The organism is Pseudomonas sp. REP124 (assembly GCF_020164475.1).
Taxonomy (GTDB): domain Bacteria; phylum Pseudomonadota; class Gammaproteobacteria; order Pseudomonadales; family Pseudomonadaceae; genus Aquipseudomonas.
The window spans coordinates 1-20,792 of record NZ_JAIQWX010000083.1 but is presented as its reverse complement, the minus strand read 5'-3'; the positions used below and the strand labels follow the sequence as shown (position 1 = coordinate 20,792).

The 20,792-nt window shown below is 60.5% G+C and carries 13 protein-coding genes; 4 read left to right on the top strand and 9 right to left on the bottom strand.

Going from position 1 to position 20,792, the window contains the following annotated elements; translation table 11 throughout:
* Positions 1-263: 263 nt before the first annotated feature.
* The 5 genes from K9857_RS19365 to K9857_RS19345 form a co-directional block, all read right to left on the bottom strand.
* Positions 264-1,352 (bottom strand): SMP-30/gluconolactonase/LRE family protein, encoded by a 1,089-nt coding sequence (locus K9857_RS19365; RefSeq protein ID WP_224538355.1) that lies wholly within the window; start codon positions 1,350-1,352, stop codon positions 264-266.
* A complete protein-coding gene (locus K9857_RS19360; protein WP_224538353.1) occupies positions 1,349-2,494 on the bottom strand; it encodes a sterol desaturase/SRPBCC family protein in 1,146 nt (381 codons plus the stop codon). The genes K9857_RS19365 and K9857_RS19360 overlap by 4 nt, the downstream gene beginning before the upstream one ends.
* Before the next feature lie 106 nt (positions 2,495-2,600).
* Positions 2,601-3,464: a LysR family transcriptional regulator gene (locus tag K9857_RS19355; RefSeq protein WP_224538350.1), complete on the bottom strand. Its 864-nt coding sequence runs from the start codon at positions 3,462-3,464 to the stop codon at positions 2,601-2,603.
* A gap of 215 nt (positions 3,465-3,679) precedes the next feature.
* Positions 3,680-3,994 (bottom strand): SCP2 sterol-binding domain-containing protein, encoded by a 315-nt coding sequence (locus K9857_RS19350; protein WP_175378480.1) that lies wholly within the window; start codon positions 3,992-3,994, stop codon positions 3,680-3,682.
* Between the two features lie 63 nt (positions 3,995-4,057).
* The gene (locus K9857_RS19345) at positions 4,058-4,768 is read right to left on the bottom strand and encodes a histidine phosphatase family protein (protein WP_224538349.1); all 711 of its coding nucleotides are present in this window, start codon (positions 4,766-4,768) and stop codon (positions 4,058-4,060) included.
* A gap of 200 nt (positions 4,769-4,968) precedes the next feature.
* On the opposite strand from K9857_RS19345, the gene sohB reads away from it, so the two are divergent.
* Together sohB and K9857_RS19335 are read left to right on the top strand one after the other, a co-directional pair.
* The gene (gene sohB / locus K9857_RS19340) at positions 4,969-5,991 is read left to right on the top strand and encodes a protease SohB (protein ID WP_224538347.1); all 1,023 of its coding nucleotides are present in this window, start codon (positions 4,969-4,971) and stop codon (positions 5,989-5,991) included.
* A 590-nt stretch (positions 5,992-6,581) separates the two neighbouring features.
* Positions 6,582-10,286 (top strand): leucine-rich repeat domain-containing protein, encoded by a 3,705-nt coding sequence (locus tag K9857_RS19335; RefSeq protein WP_318011771.1) that lies wholly within the window; start codon positions 6,582-6,584, stop codon positions 10,284-10,286.
* Positions 10,287-10,348: 62 nt separating this feature from the next.
* On the opposite strand, the gene K9857_RS19330 is transcribed toward K9857_RS19335, so the two are convergent.
* Together K9857_RS19330 and K9857_RS19325 are read right to left on the bottom strand one after the other, a co-directional pair.
* Positions 10,349-10,843: a DUF934 domain-containing protein gene (locus K9857_RS19330; RefSeq protein ID WP_224538343.1), complete on the bottom strand. Its 495-nt coding sequence runs from the start codon at positions 10,841-10,843 to the stop codon at positions 10,349-10,351.
* Positions 10,827-12,485, bottom strand: coding sequence for a nitrite/sulfite reductase (locus K9857_RS19325; RefSeq protein WP_224538341.1), 1,659 nt, complete (start codon positions 12,483-12,485; stop codon positions 10,827-10,829). Before K9857_RS19325 ends, K9857_RS19330 begins: the two co-directional genes overlap by 17 nt.
* A 519-nt stretch (positions 12,486-13,004) precedes the next feature.
* Between K9857_RS19325 and K9857_RS19320 the strand changes: the two genes are divergently transcribed.
* On the top strand, positions 13,005-14,090 hold the full coding sequence (locus K9857_RS19320; protein WP_224538339.1) for an ABC transporter substrate-binding protein: 1,086 nt from the start codon (positions 13,005-13,007) through the stop codon (positions 14,088-14,090).
* Between the two features lie 112 nt (positions 14,091-14,202).
* Here the strand turns inward: K9857_RS19320 and K9857_RS19315 are convergent, their stop codons facing one another.
* Positions 14,203-14,418: a DUF2970 domain-containing protein gene (locus K9857_RS19315; protein WP_224538337.1), complete on the bottom strand. Its 216-nt coding sequence runs from the start codon at positions 14,416-14,418 to the stop codon at positions 14,203-14,205.
* Positions 14,419-14,591: 173 nt separating this feature from the next.
* Entirely contained in the window at positions 14,592-18,302 is a 3,711-nt protein-coding gene (gene metH / locus K9857_RS19310; protein WP_224538335.1) for a methionine synthase, read from the bottom strand.
* Between the two features lie 152 nt (positions 18,303-18,454).
* Between metH and K9857_RS19305 the strand changes: the two genes are divergently transcribed.
* Positions 18,455-20,752, top strand: coding sequence for a fatty acid cis/trans isomerase (locus K9857_RS19305; protein ID WP_224538333.1), 2,298 nt, complete (start codon positions 18,455-18,457; stop codon positions 20,750-20,752).
* The last annotated feature ends 40 nt before the right edge of the window (positions 20,753-20,792 follow it).

Below are 20,792 nucleotides of genomic sequence, written 5' to 3'. Positions count from 1 at the left end.
CGCATACCACGGCGTTTCCTGAGGAAGAGCCGGTTGAAGAAGATATAGAACCTGGTAGGACAAGGCAGCCTGACCAGCGGCAACCGGGCTGACGCCATCGCGGGCGAGCCCGCTCCCACAGGGTTTTGTGGGATTCATCGACCTTGTGAAACACACAATACTGTGGGAGCGGGCTTGCCCGCGATGAGGCCGGCAACTTCAACATGATGGTGACTGACCTGACGCCATCGCGGGCAGGCCCGCTCCCACATGTGGCGTGTTGTTTATTGCAGGGCAGCGCTCAACGGTAATCGCACCATGTTCCTGGCCTTCAACGACCCGAAATACAACCAATCCCCATACTCACGCACCGTAGTGATCGGCGAGTAGTTGCCGGTGCTGGCGTCCTGCAAATTGGCGATGACCTTGCCGTCCAGATCCAGACCCAGGGCGAAGGCGCGTTTTTCCACCGGTTTTGGTAATACAGTCATCGCCCGCACCAGCATCTTGCGCACGAACGGATGCTCCGCCGTGGCATCGAGCAAGGCACTGCGCGGTGCATACAGGGCGACCCAGAAACGGTCGCGGCCATTGAAGGACAGGTTGTCCGGCAAACCCGGCAGGTTGTCGATGAACACGTCCTGCGTGCCGGCCTTCGGCCCGCTCAGCCAAAAACGGGTGATGCGATAGGCGCCGGTTTCGTTGACCAGTACGAAGGCGTCGTCCGGACCCAGGGCGACGCCGTTGGCGAACTCCAGCTTGTCCAGCAGCACCGCGGTCTTGCCGGTCTGGAAGTCGTAACGCAGCAAGCGTCCATCGCCGCCATGCTCGATGATCGCATCGCTGTCACTGCCATAGGCGAAACGGCTTGAGGCATCGGTGAAGTAGGCGTAGTGCCCGGGTTTGTCGATCACCACATCGTCGGTAAAACCGAAGGGCACGCCACCGGCGGAGGTGGTCAGCGGTACCAGTCGACCCTGGGCGTCCAGCGACAGCAGGCCCTTGACCGCATCGGCGATGACCAGCAGGCCGTTGGGATGGCGGGCCAGCCCCAAGGGACGGCCGCCGGTATCGGTCAGCACCTTGCGTGTCTGGCCGTCCAGGCTGGTGCTCAGCACTCGACCGTCATGCAGGCCGGTGATGAGCGTATGGTCTTCGAGCAACAAGGCCTCAGGGCCCTCGATGTCGATGGCGCCGACAGGTACCACGCCCTTCAGGTGCTGGTTCTCGGCATACACGCCATTGGTGAGGGAGGGCGCGGGCGGCGGTGTCCAGGCCACCGGCCGCACCTTGGTCGGCATCAACAGCAGGAACCCGCCAATCACCACGATCAACAGCAACAGCCAATGGCGAAACCGGATCGTTCGACTCACGCCTTGACTCCCGCCTGCGTCAGATATTTTTCCGCCATCTCCCGCAGGGCCAGCATCGACGCCGCCGACTCGCGATCGATCCGGCGCCTGAGCAGCAACAGGTTGGCCAGGCGCATTCCCGGGCCGCTGAACCGATACTCGAGGGTGCGGACAAACCGCGTGCCGTCGTCCTGGGCCTCGCACTCGTAAGTGAGCACCAGCGACAGGCCATGATCGCCCTGGGCCTGGGCGACCCAGCGCCGTCCCGGCAGATACTCGTCGACCATCCAGTTCAGGTGCCCGTCACGTCCGCCGGCGCGAATGTCCTCATCGAATCGCGCGCCGGCATGCAGAGGGCCTTTTTGCCCGTTGATCTTCAGCGACGATGGATGCCACTCCGGCCAGCGGGTCACGGTGCTGGCGTAGGCGAGTACATCGATGGGGTTTCCGGCGATCTCGATCTCGTGCTGCATGCGGGTCATGGGCGTTCTCGTCAGGTACGGGTTGGCCTGTTCCGGCTCCCAGTAGAGGGTTCCAAACAGGTAATCCATCAAAGGAAAAACGATGTTGAAATTGCGTTCCTGCATCATTTCGCGACGGTGATGCAGTTCATGCAGACGACGCATCTGGCGAATCCACGGCAGACGCGTCAGCGGGTTGTGCGAGGGCAGATGCTCGCAGGCGTGAAACACCTCATAGGCCAAATAACCGAGGACCAGACAGCCTCCTGCCAGCCCGGCGACATTAGGGTCCAGCTGCTTGAGCAGCCACCAGATCGGCACGCTGACGACCAGCGTATGCAGCACGATCAGCCAGGCCGGAAACAGGATGACCCGCCAGTCGCGGGCGTTGTCGTAGGTCATGTTGCCGGGAGCGAAGAAACTGTGATGATCCCCCGCGTGCCGGGCATAGAACATCCGCGCAAAGGACTTTTTATGATGGCCCAGGTGGCGGTGCACCACGTACACGCCAAGGTTGAACAGCAGCAGGGTCAGCGGCACAGCCAGCCATTGCAGCGGTTGTACCTGGTGAACGGTACTCCAGAAGCCGGCGATGGCCACAAGGCCGAACAACAGCACGAAGGTGCCGTGCAGCCATGGGTTGTAGAGGGGATGGATGCCTTCACGGTAACGGCTGCGGAATGCTTCGGTGGTCTGCCTCACTGCAATCACCTGTCGTTTTTGTTATTCCCAGCAGATTAGTCGATCCCGACGCTTGCGAAGTTCGAACTTTGACGACACAAACGCCATCATCCGGTGTAAACCGGATTCACATCAGCGGGTCCCAGCGTTGCGACCAGTCGTCATCGGTGCGGATGACTTCGCGCAGCAGATCGAAGGCCTGTTGCAGGATGGGCGAATCGCGATCGCGGGAATAGACCAGATAGGTCGGGTAACTGAACTCCGGGGCCTTGGGCACTTGTTCCAGCGCGCCGCTTTGCAGGTAACTCTGCACGACGCGGGTGCGGAAGTAACCGCTGCCGCCGTTCTCCAGAATGTATTGCAAGCCCAGCGGGCCGAGGTTGAAACTCACCGGCGCCTTGGCCTTTTCCGGCAGGGCGGCGTCGTGTTGACGGCGGAAGTCCTGGCCCCAATCGATATAGACGTAAGGGTCGGCACGTCCGGGCAGGCGCACGAGGACCAGCTTTTCTTCCAGCACCTGCTCGACTTGCAGGCGTGGCCAGTATTCGGGTTGATAGACCAGGGCGGCGTCCAGCACTCCCAGCTCCAGTTGCCGCAGCAGGTTTTCGCCGTCGCGGATTTCCATGCGCAGGGCATGGCTGGGAATCTTCTCCCGCAGTTCGGCGGCCCAACTGAGCATCAGCGGGTTGCACAGGCTGACCTCGCCGCCGATGTGCAGTACATCGTGATAACCCTCGGGTAACGGCAGATCCCGGCGCGCGGCTTCCCAGGTTTCCACCAGCTGGTTGGCATACACCACAAAGGCTTCGCCATTGGGCGTCAGGCGGGCACCGGCGCGATTGCGCACGAACAGCGTGCTGCCCAGCTGGCTCTCGAGTTTCTGGACGCGCGCGGTGATGGCGGTCTGGGTGACGTGGAGCTTGTCGGCCGCGGCGGCAAGGCTGCCGTGACGGACGATTTCCAGGAAGGTGCGGGCGAGGTCGATGTCCATGGGCGGGCCGGATGGGGAGGTGGTGGCATTGTAAAACCATCCCCCCTGTGGGAGCGAGCCTGCTCGCGATGGAGGTAAGCACACTGCGGGGTGTCAGGTTTCCCGAGTTATCGTTGACGACCATCGCGAGCAGGCTCGCTCCCACAGGGTTGGCGTGTGTTCAGAAACGACAAAACCCGCCACAGGGGCGGGTTTTGTGTGCTTTCGCGGCAGCGTTACGCCGGGAACAGCTCGGACAGTTTCATCGCCAGCATCATGTCGCCTTCGGCGCGCAGTTTGCCGCCCATGAAGGCCTGCATGCCGTCGGTTTCGCCGCTGACGATGCCTTGCAGGGTTTCGCCGTCCATCACCAGGGTCACCTGGGCGTCCGGGTTCTCGCCTTCCTGCAGTTCGCAAGTGCTGTCCTTGACGATCAGGGAGAAGTGCTTGGTGTCGTCGATGCGGAAACCGAAGACCAGATCCAGACCGGCAGCGGCGGATGGGTTGAACTTGGCTTTCATTGCTTGTACGGCATCTGCTACTGAGGTCATGGTTCGATCCTTTGTTGAGTAATAGAGCTGGATGGTTACAGCCAGGGTCACAATAGTCCGGACTCAGCGGAAGGTGATGAGTTCCGGGGCTTTCAACAGTTGCAGGTGCGCATGACCGTTGAAAGAAGCCAGGGCCACCTCGCGCCCCCTGAATTTCAGGTGGTTGAGCGAGGTGTTGACGATTTGCCAATTCAGCTCGAAGGCCTGTTTGGCAGGCATTTGCGTGATCAGGTGGAGCAGGGCGGTGATGGTGCCGCCGGAGGTGAACACCGCGATTTTCTGGGTGTTGTCGGCTTGCTCGAGAATTCTGTTCAGCCCGCCGCGGACACGTTCGACGAAGCCCAGCCAGCTTTCCAGCCCGGGGGTGTCGTAGGTCCCGGCTAGCCAGCGTTCGATGATCAGGGCGAAGATGCGCTGGAACTCGGCGCGGTTTTGCGCGGCGTTGCGCAGGATGTCCAGGGCATGGGGTTCTTCGGGCAGCATGGCCGGCAGCAGTGCGCGGATTACCGCATCGGCGTCGAATTCATTGAAGGCGGAATCGGTTTCCAGGATCGGCACCGGCAGGCCCACGGCAGCGAATTGCTCCAGCGCACTGTTGGCGGTGTGTTGCTGGCGGCGCAGGTCGCCTGCCAGGCAGCGGTCGAAGCTGATATCGAGTGCAGCCAGGTGCTGGCCGAGGATTTCTGCCTGGCGAATACCGATCGGCGAGAGGACGTCGTAGTCGTCTGCACCGAAGGAGGCCTGGCCATGTCGAATCAAATAGATGCTGCCCACGTCCGCGTCGTCCCGGTACGTTGAAGGTTTGGCGAGGTTATGAGGATGACGGTGAGCTGTCAATGAAAAAACATACGCTTGTTTGAAATGCCCGTTACAGGCCTGTTGCCAGAGGTTTCACGGCTGGCCGCAACGGCGGCGCATGGGTATGCTTGAGGTGTCCCGCGCGCTACATGCCGCGCACCGCTTGAGGAGTCCCTGTGGATTTTTTGTCCGAATACGCTGTTTTTCTGGCCAAGACCGTCACCCTGGTGATCGCCATTCTGGTGGTCCTGGCCAGCTTTGCGGCCTTGCGCAGCAAAGGTCGACGCAAGACCGCCGGCCAGTTGCAGGTCAGCAAACTCAATGATTTCTACAAAGGGCTGCGCGAACGCCTGGAGCAGACTCTGCTCGACAAGGATCAGCTCAAGGCCCTGCGCAAGTCCCAGGTCAAGACCGAGAAGAAGCAGAAGAAAAAGCCCGAGGCCAAGCCGCGGGTGTTTGTGCTGGATTTCAACGGTGATATCAAGGCTTCGGCCACTGAAAGCCTGCGCCACGAAATCACCGCATTGCTGACGTTGGCCACGCCCAAGGACGAAGTGGTCCTGCGCCTGGAAAGCGGCGGCGGCATGGTCCACAGCTATGGCCTTGCGTCTTCGCAGCTGGCGCGTATCCGTGAAGCCGGCGTGCCGTTGACCGTGTGCATCGACAAGGTCGCGGCCAGCGGCGGCTACATGATGGCCTGCATCGGCGAGAAGATTATCAGCGCTCCGTTCGCCATCCTCGGCTCTATTGGTGTCGTTGCGCAGTTGCCCAACGTCAACCGCTTGCTGAAGAAACACGACATCGATTTCGAAGTGCTGACTGCCGGTGAATACAAGCGCACGTTGACCGTGTTTGGCGAAAACACCGAGAAGGGCCGGGAGAAGTTCCAGGAAGACCTGGATATCACCCATCAACTGTTCAAGAACTTCGTTTCCCGCTACCGCCCGCAATTGGCCATCGACGAAGTGGCCACCGGCGAAATCTGGCTGGGCGTTGCTGCGTTGGACAAGCAGTTGGTGGACGAACTCAAGACCAGCGACGAATACCTGGCCGAACGCGCCAAGCAATCGGAGCTTTATCACCTGCACTACGCCGAACGCAAAAGCCTGCCGGAGCGCATCGGCATGGCGGCCAGCGGCTCGGTGGACCGGGTGTTGCTGAGCTGGTGGAGTCGTCTGACCCAGCAGCGTTTCTGGTAAGCAATGTAATCAATCCATGTGGGAGCGGGCTTGCTCGCGAAGGCAGTGTGTCAGTCGCCATTGATGTTGGCTGAGCTGACGCCTTCGCGGGCAAGCCACGCTCCCACAGGTTTTTGTGTTGTATGCATAATCTGTGGTGGACCGGGACACCTGTGGGAGCGAGCCTGCTCGCGAAGGCAGTGTGTCAGGCACCATTGATGTTAGCTGAGCTGACGCCTTCGCGGGCAAGCCACGCTCCCACAGGTTTTTGTGTTGTATGCAAAATTTGTGATCGACCGGGACACTGTAGGAGCGAGGCTTGCCCGCGAAAGCAGTGTGTCAGGCAACATGGAGGTGTCTGAATTGACGCCATCACGAGCAGGCTCGCTCCCACAGTTATGTGCGGTATCTATCTGTTTTAACCTCTCTCAATCCTGTCGTTTCTCCGCCCATTTCCATCGGGCATTTACGCTTTTTCCATGAAAATTTCGATCTTAAGCTGAGGCTTCCTTTCAGTTTCAAGGTCGTTAAACATGGATGTAAAAACGAGTGATACAACGCCTTCTCGCCAAGGCGTTTTTTTTGAGCTCCACGCGGTCGTCGATGCCGCGTTGCCAAAGAGTCCTGCCCAACTGGCAGAGCAGATGATCCGGGAGAAGTGGGGCGTCGCCATCGATCCGCAGACCGCGCAACTGGTCACGTTGCACTACGACTATTGGCTGCGACCCGAGCCTGACGGCAGCCATAAGGGGCGGGTGGCGAGCTCGCGGTCTCTGGTGCAGGCCCTGTTATCCGACTACCAGACCGTGGGCGACGGGCGCTTCGGCGAAACGGCTTTCGGGCTGTACACGCCGCCTGATGTCGGCCCCGCCGTGCACCTCATGGAAGGGCCGGAACCCACGGATGATCACCGAACCTATGAAGGCATTTATCGCCAGGCCGTACCGCAAACCTATGGACCGCAGACGCAGATCAAATTGCGGCCAGCCGATTTCAAACAATGGGTCTGGACATTGTTTTTCGACGAGGTCTATCAGGCCTATGTCGACAAATCCTGGCCGTCGGACGAGGTCGTACTCGCAGCAGACGCTTATCCCCTGAGAACCTCGACCAAGGCCGCCTTCGTGATGACGGCCTGGCTGCAATTTCATGAGCTCTGCCTGTCACGAAAAGGCCTCGCGCTAGCTATGCAGGCGGCGGGGCTGGCGTCTGATCAGCGTTGGGATCAGCTGACGATGGCGCAGTTGCAGGCACCGACGCGGCTGTCCCCGGAAATCGAGGCCAGCCGCCTGGAAATCTACCGCTATACCGCCACGGATATCTGGTGCTTTCAAGACCACAACTCTGGCCGGATGCTGATGTACATCCCGGGAAACTCCTCCCCGCTGCACGAGTTCGACGACGCAGAAAAGTTACGTCAGTGGATTGCCGGGCAGGGCAGATCCACCGAAACCCGGCAGGCGCTGGCGTCGCACTTCGCCGAGGAAGATCGCCACGATGGCACCTTCCATGCCGGTGTCCACACCGCGCTGGAAGGCATGGCGCAATACCCGGATCAGCACCGGTTAAGCCGTGAGGCGGGATTCTTCAACAACGATGGCTATTGGAACCCTGCCGAATACATCGGTTTCGACCTGGCTCACGCGCAGACCGATCCCTTCGCGCAACTGGTGTTGACCATGAAGCAAACCGCCCAGGCCAGCGTCAAAACCATTCGCAACGACGCGCAGGTCAATCGCGACAACTTGAGCGCGGCGATTGAACCCGTCGTCCAGTGGATCAACCGCTTCGGCCCACTGGCGCTGTTCGTTCCGGGAGGAGAGGGCGTACTGGCGCTGGCGGGGCTGATCGACGCCGGTTATGGCCTGGAGCAGGCGATTGACGGTGAGACGGCCGACCAGCGCTCGCAAGGCGCGGTGCGCACCGTATTCGGTCTGCTCAATGCCTTGCCGTTGGTTGCCGAAGCGGCTTCCATCGGTCGTGATGGAGCAGAGGCGGGGGAGTTGATAACCGCCCCGGTAGCGGACACAAAGCCGGGCTTGCCACCACTGTCTCGAATCGACCTGCTGCGTGGCGTTGGCGCTCCGGCGGGCACCTTCAGTGATGAGGTTCTGGCACAGATCGGCACCGTCAGCGCCGTCGATGACGACATGCTGCGCCTCATACAGGCGGGACGCGCGCCGACGCCGTTGCTGGCAGACACCATCGAGCGCTTTCGCATCGATCAGGAAGTCGCAAATCTTGGCGAATCGCCCGCCGATCTGTTCAACAGCCAATATCAGGCACTGCAGCACACCGAACACGCGTGGGTGCGAATGTTTCAGCGCCAGTATCCCGACCTGCCCACGTCCGTCGTGGAACAAATGCTCGACCGCCACGGCATCGACTTCACCGCACCACCAGAGGCTGCACAGGCCCGTCAGCTGTTCAAACAGCTGGACGCCAAGGCTCGCCAGTACCAACAACATCTACGCCTCAATCGCGCTTACGAAGGGCTGTATCTGCGTTCGGTCATCAACAGGGACTCGGACACCCTGGCCCTGCACTCACTAGAGAATCTGCCCGGATGGCCCACCCACGTGCGATTCGAGGTACTCGACGGCACTCAAGGAGAACGGCTTCTGGATCGCATCGGCCCGCTCGACACGCCCGATTGCCGGCGCCTGATCAAGACCCACAACCTCTATCGCCCCTACAGCTTTTCCAGTCAGGCCGGCAGCCATTTTTACGACGCCATCGCCGGGGTACTCTCCGAAGACGAACGTTCAGCGTTGCACCTGCCGTCCAAAGATCCCGGCAGTGAACTGCGATTCAAGACCGGCAAGCACCCGCTACCCCGCCCAGAACTGGCCTTGGGCCTCGGCCGAATGGACTCGGGTCTGTCCTTCGAAGCCCACGGCTTGCGAGGTGGCGGCTTCCCGCAAACCCCGCAAGGCCCGGCGCTGACCCACGCGACAATGAAAATCCAGGTCAGGGAAATCTATCCCGACTTCTCCAGCGACGAGGCCGATGCGCTGCTGCAACAGCTAGGGGACGGCGCTCAGGCGTACCTCAACAGTGCAAGGCAACGGCTGTTTCAGCTGTACGTGGATCTGGATGCCTGGGTCGATCAGGTGGCCACGGACATCGACGACATGGACATTCAGCTTCTGCACATGGGCGATCCCGGAGCGCAAGGCTTCACCGAGGCGCAACTGCGGCAATGGAATGCCCAGCGCGTCCAGGAAACCATGGACTATGAGCGTGAAACCCGACATGAACTGCGCGATGAGTTGATCGCCATCATGCAAAAGCGCGTCCCGCAGCAGCGCAATCACTTCTCCGGCGATGCGGTGGTCGGTTACACCATCGATCTGAGCAACGATGAATTTCATCGCCTGCCGGTGATGCACGCCAGGTTGAATGGTGTGGTTGGCATGAACGTGCAGAACTTCCATCTGTTTGAACGGGAAACCTTGAACCCCTTCCTGGAAAGTTTCCCGAACCTGCGCACCCTGAATCTGGAAGGCACCGATCTGCGAATACTTGATGCGCAGGGTGAGTTTCAAAGTGCGTTGCCATCTACGATTCCCCGGTTACAGCATCTCGTTTCGCTGAATCTGCGCGCGACCCGGCTGACCTTTCGCGAAGACACGGCGGCGCAATTCACTCAGCTGGTTAATCTGCAAACGCTGGATCTGAGCGAGAACCCGCTGCTTGTTCCGCCGGTGGTATTGGGCATGGACCAGTTGAAAGTTCTGAAGCTGAACGATACTGATATCGCCAAGTGTCCGGTGGGGATCCGCGAACAGCCCTCCATGACCACTCTGGATTTGAGAAATAACCGGATCCGCCGAGTGCCGCAGGCGATCCTCAACCAGGCCGTCACTCGGGATCGCGTATTGCTATGGAACAATCCCCTGACCGACGAAGACACTCTGCAGCAACTGGTCTGGCACCGGGAGCAAACCGGCATCAACCTGTGGCTGAGTACGCCGCGCGAGAACTACGCGGACCCGCAAGCCTGGTTGAACGGAATCGAGACTGGCCAGCGCAACGACCGGTTGCAGATCTGGCACCGGCTGGCGCTCAAGCCCCGTGGCGGGCGGTTTCTGGGGGCGATGAACACTCTTACCCTGACCGCGGACTTTCAGGTCAATTACCTGGATCTTCAGGCACGGGTCTGGCGATTGCTGGCGCGGGCGGATGCGTCGCAGGAACTGTGGGAGTGGTTGAATCAGCGTGCCTCAGTGCCGGGGGGCAATTTCGACAACCCTTATGCCGTGTTCGCGGCACTTGAGGATCGGGCGAGGCTATTTAACGAGCAGGCAGGGTAGGCGTTTTCAGTCACCCTGGAAAAAAAGCCCTGATTCCATATGGGATCAGGGCTTTTGTTTTTTCAGCGACGACGGAACAGCGGCAGCGGTTCGTCGGTGGCGGCCTGATAGGTCACCGAGAAGTCCTTGAGACCTTCCAGGGCTTCGTACGGGTCTTTATCGGGACGGATGGCGAAGGCATCGAAACCGCAGCGGTGCATGTAGAACAGCTGGTCGCGCAGCACGTCGCCAATCGCCCGCAGTTCGCCCTTGAAACCATAGCGGTCACGCAGCAGGCGAGCGTTGGAGTAGTTACGACCGTCGGTGAACGCCGGGAAGTTCAGGGCGATGACCTGGAACTTGTTGGCGTCGTCACCGATTTCTTCGGCTTCTTCATCGGCGTCCAGCCAGACGCCCAGGCCGCCGTCGCGGGCCTGGAGCATGCGGGCGTGTTCGCGCCACAGCTGCAACGGCACGATGTAGTCGTCACAGTTGGTGATCTCGTCGATGTTGAAATCCTTGGGCAGCAGGTGCCAGGTTTCGTCGACGACTTCTTGGTTCTTAATTATTCGCTGCATAGACGCGCTCCTTGAAGAGGTCGATACCGATGCGCTGGTAGGTATCGATGAAACGTTCGTCCTCGGTACGTTGTTCGACGTACACGTCGATCAGCTTCGAGATCACGTCCGGCATGGCTTCCTGGGCGAATGAAGGGCCGAGGATCTTGCCCAGGCTGGCGTCGCGACTGGCGCTGCCACCCAGGGACACCTGGTAGAACTCTTCGCCTTTCTTGTCCACGCCCAGGATGCCGATGTGGCCGACGTGGTGGTGACCGCAGGCGTTCATGCAACCGGAGATGTTCAGGTCCAATTCACCGATGTCGAACAGGTAGTCCAAGTCGTCGAAGCGACGCTGGATCGATTCGGCGATCGGGATCGACTTGGCGTTGGCCAGGGAGCAGAAATCACCGCCAGGGCAGCAGATGATGTCGGTCAGCAGGCCGATGTTCGGCGTGGCGAAGCCTTTCTCGCGCAACTCGCCCCACAGGGTGAACAGCTTGTCCTGCTCGACGTCGGCCAGGATGATGTTCTGCTCGTGGGAAGTGCGCAGTTGACCGTAGCTGTAGCGGTCGGCCAGATCGGCAACGGCGTCGAGCTGCTTGTCGGTGATGTCGCCCGGCGCAACGCCGGTCGGCTTCAGGGACAGGGTCACGGCCACATAACCCGGCTTCTTGTGCGCCAGGGTGTTGCGGCTGCGCCAGCGGGCGAAGCCCGGGTGTTCCTTGTCGAGATCGGCCAGGGCGGCGGTCTGGTTGTCCAGAGCCTTGTAGTCCGGATCGACGAAGTGTTTGGCGACGCGGTGCACTTCGGCTTCGGTCAGCGTGGTCTGGCCACCGCGCAGGTGTTCCATTTCCGCATCGACCTTCTGCGCGAAGACTTCAGGGGTCAGCGCCTTGACCAGGATCTTGATCCGGGCCTTGTACTTGTTGTCGCGACGGCCATAGCGGTTGTAGACACGCAGGATGGCATCGAGGTAGCTCAACAGGTCTTGCCACGGCAGGAATTCATTGATGAATGCACCCACCACTGGCGTACGGCCCAGGCCGCCACCGACCAGCACGCGGAAGCCCAACTCGCCCGCGGCGTTGTGCACCGGCTCCAGGCCAATGTCGTGGACTTCAATGGCAGCGCGGTCGGAGGTCGAACCGTTGACGGCGATCTTGAATTTGCGCGGCAGGTAAGCGAATTCAGGGTGGAAAGTGGTCCACTGACGGACGATTTCGCACCATGGGCGCGGGTCGATCAGCTCGTCGGCGGCGACACCGGCGAACTGGTCGGTGGTGACGTTGCGCAGGCAGTTGCCGCTGGTCTGGATCGCGTGCATCTGCACGGTGGCCAGCTCTGCCAGGATGTCCGGGATATCTTCCACCGCCGGCCAGTTGAACTGCACGTTCTGCCGGGTACTGATGTGGGCATAGCCCTTGTCGAAGTCACGGGCGATTTTGGCCATCATCCGCATCTGGCGCGAAGTCAATTGGCCGTAAGGCACCGCAACACGCAGCATCGGCGCGAAGCGCTGGATGTAAAGCCCGTTCTGCAGGCGCAGGGGGCGGAATTCTTCTTCGCTCAGCTCGCCTGCCAGATAGCGTCGGGTCTGATCACGGAACTGCTTGACGCGGTCCTCGATGATCCGCTGATCGTACTCGTCGTATACGTACATATAAGTCCTGTTCTCAGGCTGGTTCGCTCGGATACAGCTGCGTTTTTGTGCTTGCCGTAGTCCAAGAGCCTCTGCAATTCTGCGCGCACGGCCGCGCACTCCCTTCGGAGCCGGGGCAAGATACCAGTTTGCAGTTATGCGCAAAAGTGATGTTTCAATATATGTAAAGAACCAAATCGCCTAACGAGAATAGTTGTCAGGTAACCCACATTTGTCGTGCGGGCAATCATCGTCTTAACTCTGGTCGAGTCTTTATGCAATCACCGATAAAACCGACAAGAGGCGATGCAATGAGCAACCCAACCAAAGCAAGGAAAAGCGACAGCACGGTCGATGCTTGGGCGATTCTGTTCCTGATCATTCTGGTGGTCGGCACAGCGATTTTCTGGGTGAGTCATCAATAAACGACCCGCCCGGGCCCTGTTCCGACGATTGTCGGACAAAAACTGCAACAAACGCCGTTTTGCGGGTGTTCGCTGGCTATAATGCGCGGCGAATTTCCGGGGGCTCGGGCGATAAATGTTGAAGTTTCTGTGTGGCGTGCTGCTGGCGCTGGCCACGGTCCTGGGACCTTGCGCGCAGGCTGCATCGGTGCTGTTCCTCAATCCGGGCAACACCAGGGAAGTGTTCTGGATCAGTTATTCGCAATTCATGCAGGCGGCCGCCAAAGACCTGGGCATGGATCTGCACATAGAATATTGCGATCGCGACCCTGATCTCATGGTCAGCAAGGCCCGCGAAGTGCTGCTGGGGTCCAAGCGTCCGGACTATCTGGTCTTCGTCAACGAACAATACATCGCCCCGGAAATCCTGCGCCTGGCCAAGGGCAGCGGGGTGAAGCTGTTCATCGTCAACAACGCCCTGACCCAGGACCAGATGCGGCTGCTGGGCACCCGGCCCGATAAATACCCCGACTGGATCGGCAGCCTGGTGCCCAACGACGAGGAGGGCGGCTACCTGATGCTCAAGGAGCTGATCCGCCTGCGGGGGCCGGTGCCTGCGGGTGAATACATCGATCTGCTGGCTTTCTCCGGACTGAAAATCACCCCGTCGGCGCAGTTGCGCGAAAAGGGCATGCGCCGGGCGCTGGCCGAGCATCCCGAGGTGCGCTTGCGTCAGTTGGTCTATGGCGGCTGGACTCATGAGCGGGCTTACGAGCAGGCCAAGCTGTTGTTCAAGCGTTATCCGCAGACCGCGCTGGTCTGGTCGGCCAATGACGAGATGGGTTTTGGCGTGATGCGCGCTTTTGAGGAGTCAGGCGGCAAACCCGGCAAGGATGCGCTGTTCGGCACCATCAACAATTCGCCCGCAGCGTTGCATGCGTTGCTGGATAACCGGTTGAGCGTATTGCTGGGCGGGCACTTCAGTCTGGGTGGCTGGGCGCTGGTGCAATTGCACGATTATGACGAAGGGGTCGACGTCAGCCAGTACGGCGGTCGCGATCGGCAGATTCCGTTGTTGCAGTTGATTGACCGAGCACAGGCGAAGCGACTGTTGGCGATGGGGACTGCTCCGGATTTCGGTGTGGATTTTCACAAGCTTTCGGCCAAGGGGCGGCCGACGTCGTATCGCTATCCGTTCAGCCTGCAGACCCTGATGCACTGACACCACATCTGTAGGAGCGAGGCTTGCCCGCGAAGAGGCCGGCACATCCAGCATCAATGTCGCCTGACCTACCGCTTTCGCGGGCAAGCCTCGCTCCCACAGAGGAATACGATCAGAGGGCCAGCATCAGCACCAGCTTGACGATGCCGAACAAGGTCAGGGCGAACACTGCCGTGAACAGGATTCCCAGCGTGATGAAATGGCTGGGTTTGCCGTGGGTGAAGTCTCGGGCGCGATTCTTTCCGCTCTGCACCCCGAACGCTGCGGCCATGACGCTGTGCAGCATCTGCCAGAAGGTCGGCGGCTTGTTGTCGACTGGATCGTCCATAAACCCCTCGTCACGGATGTGTGAGAGATAAGCATAGACAATTCAAGGCATGCACGAACCCCATGTGGGAGCGGGCTTGCTCGCGAATGCGTGGGTACAGTCAACGATGATGTTGACTGACACTGCGCTTTCGCGAGCAAGCCCGCTCCCACATTTTGACCGAGTTGTCGGGTTTACTCGTCGTAACCCAGGTTCGGCGCCAGCCAGCGTTCGGTCACGCTCAACTCCTGACCCTTGCGCGAGGTGTAGCTCTGCACCTGGTCCTTGTCGATCTTGCCCACGGCGAAGTACTGCGCCTGCGGGTGAGCGAAGTACCAGCCGCTGACCGCTGCCGCCGGGAACATGGCGTAGTGTTCGGTGAGGAACACGCCGCTGCGGCCGGCACGCATTTCGCTGGATTCAGGATCGAGCAGGGCGAACAGCGTGGCCTTCTCGGTGTGATCCGGGCAGGCCGGGTAGCCCGGGGCAGGGCGGATGCCGCTGTATTGCTCCTTGATCAGCGCTTCGTTGTCCAAAGCCTCGTCCTTGGCATAACCCCAGTGCTCTTTACGCACCTGCTGGTGCAGCCACTCGGCGCAGGCCTCGGCCAGACGGTCGGCCAGGGCCTTGACCATGATCGAGTTGTAGTCGTCGCCCGCTTCCTGATAGGCCTTGGCGACTTCCTCGGCGCCGATGCCGGCGGTGGTGATGAAGCCACCCACGTAGTCGGTCAGCTCGCTGTCCTTCGGCGCGACGAAGTCGGCCAGGGAGAAGTTCGGCTTGCCGTCGGTCTTGATGATCTGCTGGCGCAGGTGATGCAGCTTGGCAATCGCCTTGCCGTCATCGCCATAGAGTTCGATGTCATCGTCGCGCACCTGATTGGCCGGCCAGAAGCCGAACACCGCGCGAGCGCTGATCAGCTTCTCGTCGATCAGCTTGGCGAGCATGGCCTGGGCATCGGCGTACAGCGCGGTGGCGGCTTCGCCGACCACTTCATCCTGGAGGATGCGCGGGAACTTGCCGGCCAGGTCCCAGGAAATGAAGAACGGCGTCCAGTCGATGTACTCGGCCAGCACCTTCAGGTCGATGTTATCCAGCACTTTGCTGCCGGTGAACGTCGGTTTGACCGGGGTGTAGCTGCCCCAGTCGAATTGCGGCTTTTTCGCGATCGAGGCGGCATAGCTCAGGCGTTCGGTGCGGGCGCTGCGGTTGGCGGTGCGTTCGCGGACGTCGATGTACTCCTCGCGGGTCTTCTCGACGAAACCGGCCTTGAGTTCCTTGGACAGCAATTGCGTGGCCACGCCCACCGCACGGGAGGCGTCGGTAACATAGACCACCGCATCGTTGCTGTACTTGGGTTCGATCTTCACCGCGGTGTGCGCCTTGGAGGTGGTGGCGCCACCGATCATCAGCGGCAGATGGAAGTCCTGGCGCTGCATCTCGCGCGCCACGTGGACCATCTCATCCAGCGACGGAGTGATCAGGCCGGACAGGCCGATGATGTCGCACTTCTCGTCCTTGGCCACCTGCAGGATCTTCTCCGCCGGCACCATCACGCCCAGGTCGACGATGTCGTAGCCGTTGCAGCCCAGCACCACGCCGACGATGTTCTTGCCGATGTCGTGCACGTCGCCTTTTACCGTGGCCATCAGGATCTTGCCCTTGGCTTCCGGCTTGTCGCCTTTTTCCAGTTCGATGAACGCGATCAGGTGGGCTACGGCCTGTTTCATCACGCGGGCGGATTTCACCACCTGGGGCAGGAACATTTTGCCGGCGCCGAACAGGTCGCCCACGATGTTCATGCCGGCCATCAGCGGCCCTTCGATCACTTCGATCGGGCGGGCGAACGACAGGCGCGACTCTTCGGTGTCTTCGACGATGTGGGTGGTGATGCCCTTGACCAGTGCGTGCTCCAGACGCTTGTTGACGTCCCAGTTGCGCCATTCTTCGGTCTCGGCTTCCTTGGTGCTGCCGTCGCCCTTGTACTTGTCGGCGATGGCGAGCAGGGCGTCGGTGCCTTCCGGAGTGCGGTTGAGAATCACGTCCTCGACGGCGTCGCGCAGCTCCACAGGGATCTGGTCGTAGATCTCCAGCTGGCCGGCGTTGACGATACCCATGGTCAGGCCGTTGCGGATCGCATACAGCAGGAACACCGAGTGGATCGCCTCGCGTACCGGGTTGTTGCCACGGAACGAGAACGACACGTTGGACACGCCGCCGGAGCTCAGGGCGTAGGGCAGCTCGTCGCGGATGTAGGCACAGGCGTTGATGAAGTCCACAGCGTAGTTGTTGTGTTCTTCGATACCGGTGGCCACGGCGAAGATGTTCGGGTCGAAGATGATGTCTTCCGGCGGGAAGCCGACTTCGTTGACCAGAATGTCGTAGGAGCGTTTGCAGATTTCCTTCTTGCGCGCTTCGGTATCGGCCTGGCCGACTTCGTCGAATGCCATCACCACCACGGCGGCGCCATAGCGCTTGCACAGTTTGGCGTGATGAATGAACTGCTCGACGCCTTCCTTCATGCTGATCGAGTTGACGATGCCCTTGCCCTGGATGCACTTGAGGCCGGCTTCGATCACTTCCCATTTCGAGGAGTCGATCATGATCGGTACGCGGGAAATGTCCGGTTCGCCGGCGATCAGATTGAGGAAGGTCACCATGGCCTTCTTCGAATCGAGCATGCCTTCGTCCATGTTGATGTCGATCACCTGGGCGCCGGCTTCGACCTGCTGCAGGGCGACTTCCAGGGCTTCGGTGTAGTTGTCTTCACGGATCAGGCGGGCGAACTTGGCGGAACCGGTGATGTTGGTGCGCTCGCCGACGTTGACGAACAGCGAGTTGCGATCGATGGTGAACGGCTCCAGGCCCGAGAGACGGCAGGCCTTGGGAATGTCCGGGATCTGGCGCGGCGCGTAACCGGCCACGGCCTTGGCGATGGCTTCGATGTGGCCCGGGGTGGTGCCGCAGCAACCGCCGACGATGTTCAGGAAGCCGCTCTGGGCGAATTCTTCGATGACCTTGGCGGTCTCGGCCGGCAGCTCGTCGTACTCGCCGAATTCGTTCGGCAGGCCAGCGTTCGGGTGCGCCGAAACGTGGGTGCTGGCCTTGTCCGACAGCTCTTCCAGGTACGGGCGCAGTTCGCGGGCGCCCAAGGCGCAGTTCAGACCGACCGAGATCGGTTTGGCGTGGGCCACGGAGTTCCAGAAGGCTTCGGTGGTCTGGCCGGACAGGGTACGGCCGGAGGCGTCGGTGATCGTGCCGCTGATCATGATCGGCAATTCGATGCCCAGCTCTTCGAACACGCCCTGCACGGCGAAGATCGCGGCCTTGGCGTTGAGGGTGTCGAAGATGGTTTCGATCAGGATCAGGTCGGCGCCGCCTTCGATCAGGCCCTTGGTGGCCTCGGTGTAGTTCTCCACCAGTTCATCGAAGGTCACGTTGCGGTAACCGGGGTTGTTCACGTCCGGGGACAGCGAGCAGGTACGGCTGGTCGGGCCGAGGACGCCGGCGACGAAGCGCGGCTTGTCCGGGGTCTCGAGGGTTTTCGCGTCGGCGACCTTGCGCGCCAGGCGCGCGCCTTCTACGTTCAGTTCGTAGACCAGTTCTTCCATGCCGTAGTCGGCCATGGAAATCTGGGTGGCGTTGAAGGTGTTGGTTTCCAGAATGTCGGCGCCGGCATCCAGGTAGGCTTTCTCGATGCCCGCGATGACGTCCGGACGGGTCAGGACCAACAGGTCGTTGTTGCCCTTGACGTCGCTGGGCCAGTCGGCGAAGCGTTTGCCACGGTAATCCTGCTCTTCGAGCTTGTAGCTCTGGATCATCGTGCCCATGCCGCCATCGAGAATCAGGATGCGCTCTTTGAGGGCGTGCTTGAGAGCTTGAAGGCGAACGCTGCGATCGGACATTTGGACTACTCGGAAAGGCCATGACGAAAGGCCGGGATAATAGCAAACCTGTGCGCTTTTGGAGCATGTCAGGCTTTTGCATGAATATCGCTCATGTTGGCATGGCTGTTTGACCAGTAGAATCGCGCGTCTTTTCAAGGATCGGGATCGAAATGTCATATCGCGTCGTCATCGGCAGTCTATTGCTGTGCCTGAACTGGGGCGCCCTGGCGCAGGCACCGGCAAATTCGCCTGCCATTTCCTACACCCGTGACATTCAACCGATTTTCACCGAGAAGTGTGTGGCCTGCCACGCCTGCTACGACTCGGCCTGTCAGCTCAACCTGGGCAGCGGCGAAGGCGCGGCGCGAGGCGCGAGCAAGTCCCCGGTCTATGACGGTGATCGCAGTCAGGCCGCCGCACCGACCCGGTTGTTTTATGACGCGTTCGGCAAGCGGGCATGGCAGCAGAAAGGCTTTTATTCGGTGCTCGACGCTCAGGGTAGCCAAGCGGCATTGATGGCGCGGATGCTCGAGTTGGGCCATCGCGCGCCGCTGCAACCCAATGCCAAGCTGCCGGAAGACATTGTGCTGGGTCTCAATCGAGATAACGTCTGCGCCATGCCAGCGGAATTCGACGGTTATGCCAGTACCCATCCGCAGCAGGGCATGCCCCTGGCCGTCACCGGTTTGACCGATCAGCAATACCAGACCCTGCAACGCTGGCTGGCGTCCGGCGCGCCGATCGACGAGCAGGGCCTGGTGCCGAGCGCGAAGGAAGCGCTGCAGGTTGTTCAGTGGGAAAACTTGCTGAACGCGCCGGGCGCCCGGCAAAGCCTGGTTGGACGCTGGCTGTTCGAGCACTGGTTTCTGGCGCACATCTACTTCAAGGACGGCGAGCCTGGGCATTTCTTCCAGTGGGTTCGCTCGCGCACGCCCACCGGCCAGCCAATCGACCTGATCAGCACCCGTCGCCCGAACGACGACCCCGGCACCGAGTTCTATTACCGTCTGTGGCCGGTGCAGGGCGTTATCGTGCACAAGACCCACATCACCTATCCGCTCAGCGCGGCGAAGATGGCCCGGGTCAAAAGCCTGTTCTATAACGGCAACTGGCAAGTCACAGCGTTGCCGGGTTATGGACCGCAAAGCCGGGCCAATCCTTTCGCGACCTTCGAGGCGATTCCGGCGCAGGCGCGCTATCAGTTCATGCTCGATAACGCCGAATATTTCGTGCGCACCTTCATTCGCGGCCCGGTGTGCCGGGGGCAGATCGCCACGGACGTGATCCGCGATAATTTCTGGGCCCTGTTCCAGGCGCCGGAACATGACCTCTATATCACCGACCCGAATTACCGGGGGCAAGCCACGCCCTTGCTGGCGATGCCAGGGCAGAACGACGATGTTGGCAGCGTGCTGAGCCTGTGGCACGACTACCGCAACAAGCGTAACGAGTACGAGGCGCTGCGCCGCGACAGCTATGCGGATCTGCCGGCGCCGAGCTGGTCTACCCTGTGGGCCGGGAATGACAATGCCTTGTTGAGCATCTTTCGCCATTTCGACAGCGCTGCCGTGACCAAAGGGCTGATCGGCGAGGTGCCGCAGACAATGTGGCTCTTCGACTACCCGTTGCTGGAGCGCACCTATTACCAGTTGGCGGTCAATTTCGACGTGTTCGGCAATGTCTCCCATCAGGCCCAGACACGGCTTTATTTCGACCTGATCCGCAACGGTGCCGAGCAGAATTTTCTGCGTCTGATGCCGGCGGACTCCCGGGAGGATTACCTCGACGACTGGTACCAGAGCAGCGGCAAAATCAAGATGTGGCTGGATTACGAAAACATCGATGACGACAAGCCGACTGCGTTGAAGCTTGATGAAAAAGACCCGAAATACGATTTTGCGATGCAACTGCTGGCTCGCTACGGCGAACTGAACGCCAAGCCTGATCCGATCAACCGTTGCGACGGCGCCTATTGCTCGCGACCCAACATCGACCCCGACCTGCAAGACGCCGAGCAGGCGCTGAGCCGCCTGACCTCACGTCCGGCGGGAGGGCTCAAGGTGATCGATCAATTGCCGGAAGCCACCATGCTGCGGGTCGAGACCGCCAGCGGCAAACGGGTGGTGTACAGCCTTTTGCGAAATCGGGCTCATAGCAATGTGGCGTTCCTGCTGGGCGAGTCGTTGCGCTATCAGCCGGAACTGGACACCGTGACCATTTTCCCGGGGGTTCTGAGCAGTTATCCGAATTTCATGTTCAACATTCCGGCTGCCCAGGTTCCTGAGTTCGTCGATGCCATGGAAAACGCCAAGGACGCCAACCGCTTCGAGAAAATCGTCGAGCGCTGGGGCATTCGCCGCAGCCATCCGCAGTTCTGGCAGTACTTCCATGATTTGAGCCTGTATATCCACGAAACCGATCCGGTGGAAGAGGGCGTATTGGACATGAACCGCTACGAAAACCTCTGATCTCCCACGATCCATACGCCATTCCCCTGTAGGAGCGAAG

Bases quoted from the DNA above. Each gene is read 5' to 3' on its own strand.
- K9857_RS19320 (WP_224538339.1), top strand. From the start codon at position 13,005: ATGTTGAAGTTTCTGTGTGGCGTGCTGCTGGCGCTGGCCACGGTCCTG.
- K9857_RS19315 (WP_224538337.1), bottom strand. From the start codon at position 14,418: ATGGACGATCCAGTCGACAACAAGCCGCCGACCTTCTGGCAGATGCTG.
- K9857_RS19330 (WP_224538343.1), bottom strand. From the start codon at position 10,843: ATGCAGCGAATAATTAAGAACCAAGAAGTCGTCGACGAAACCTGGCAC.
- K9857_RS19350 (WP_175378480.1), bottom strand. From the start codon at position 3,994: ATGACCTCAGTAGCAGATGCCGTACAAGCAATGAAAGCCAAGTTCAAC.
- metH (WP_224538335.1), bottom strand. From the start codon at position 18,302: ATGTCCGATCGCAGCGTTCGCCTTCAAGCTCTCAAGCACGCCCTCAAA.
- K9857_RS19355 (WP_224538350.1), bottom strand. From the start codon at position 3,464: ATGGACATCGACCTCGCCCGCACCTTCCTGGAAATCGTCCGTCACGGC.
- K9857_RS19325 (WP_224538341.1), bottom strand. From the start codon at position 12,485: ATGTACGTATACGACGAGTACGATCAGCGGATCATCGAGGACCGCGTC.
- K9857_RS19305 (WP_224538333.1), top strand. From the start codon at position 18,455: ATGTCATATCGCGTCGTCATCGGCAGTCTATTGCTGTGCCTGAACTGG.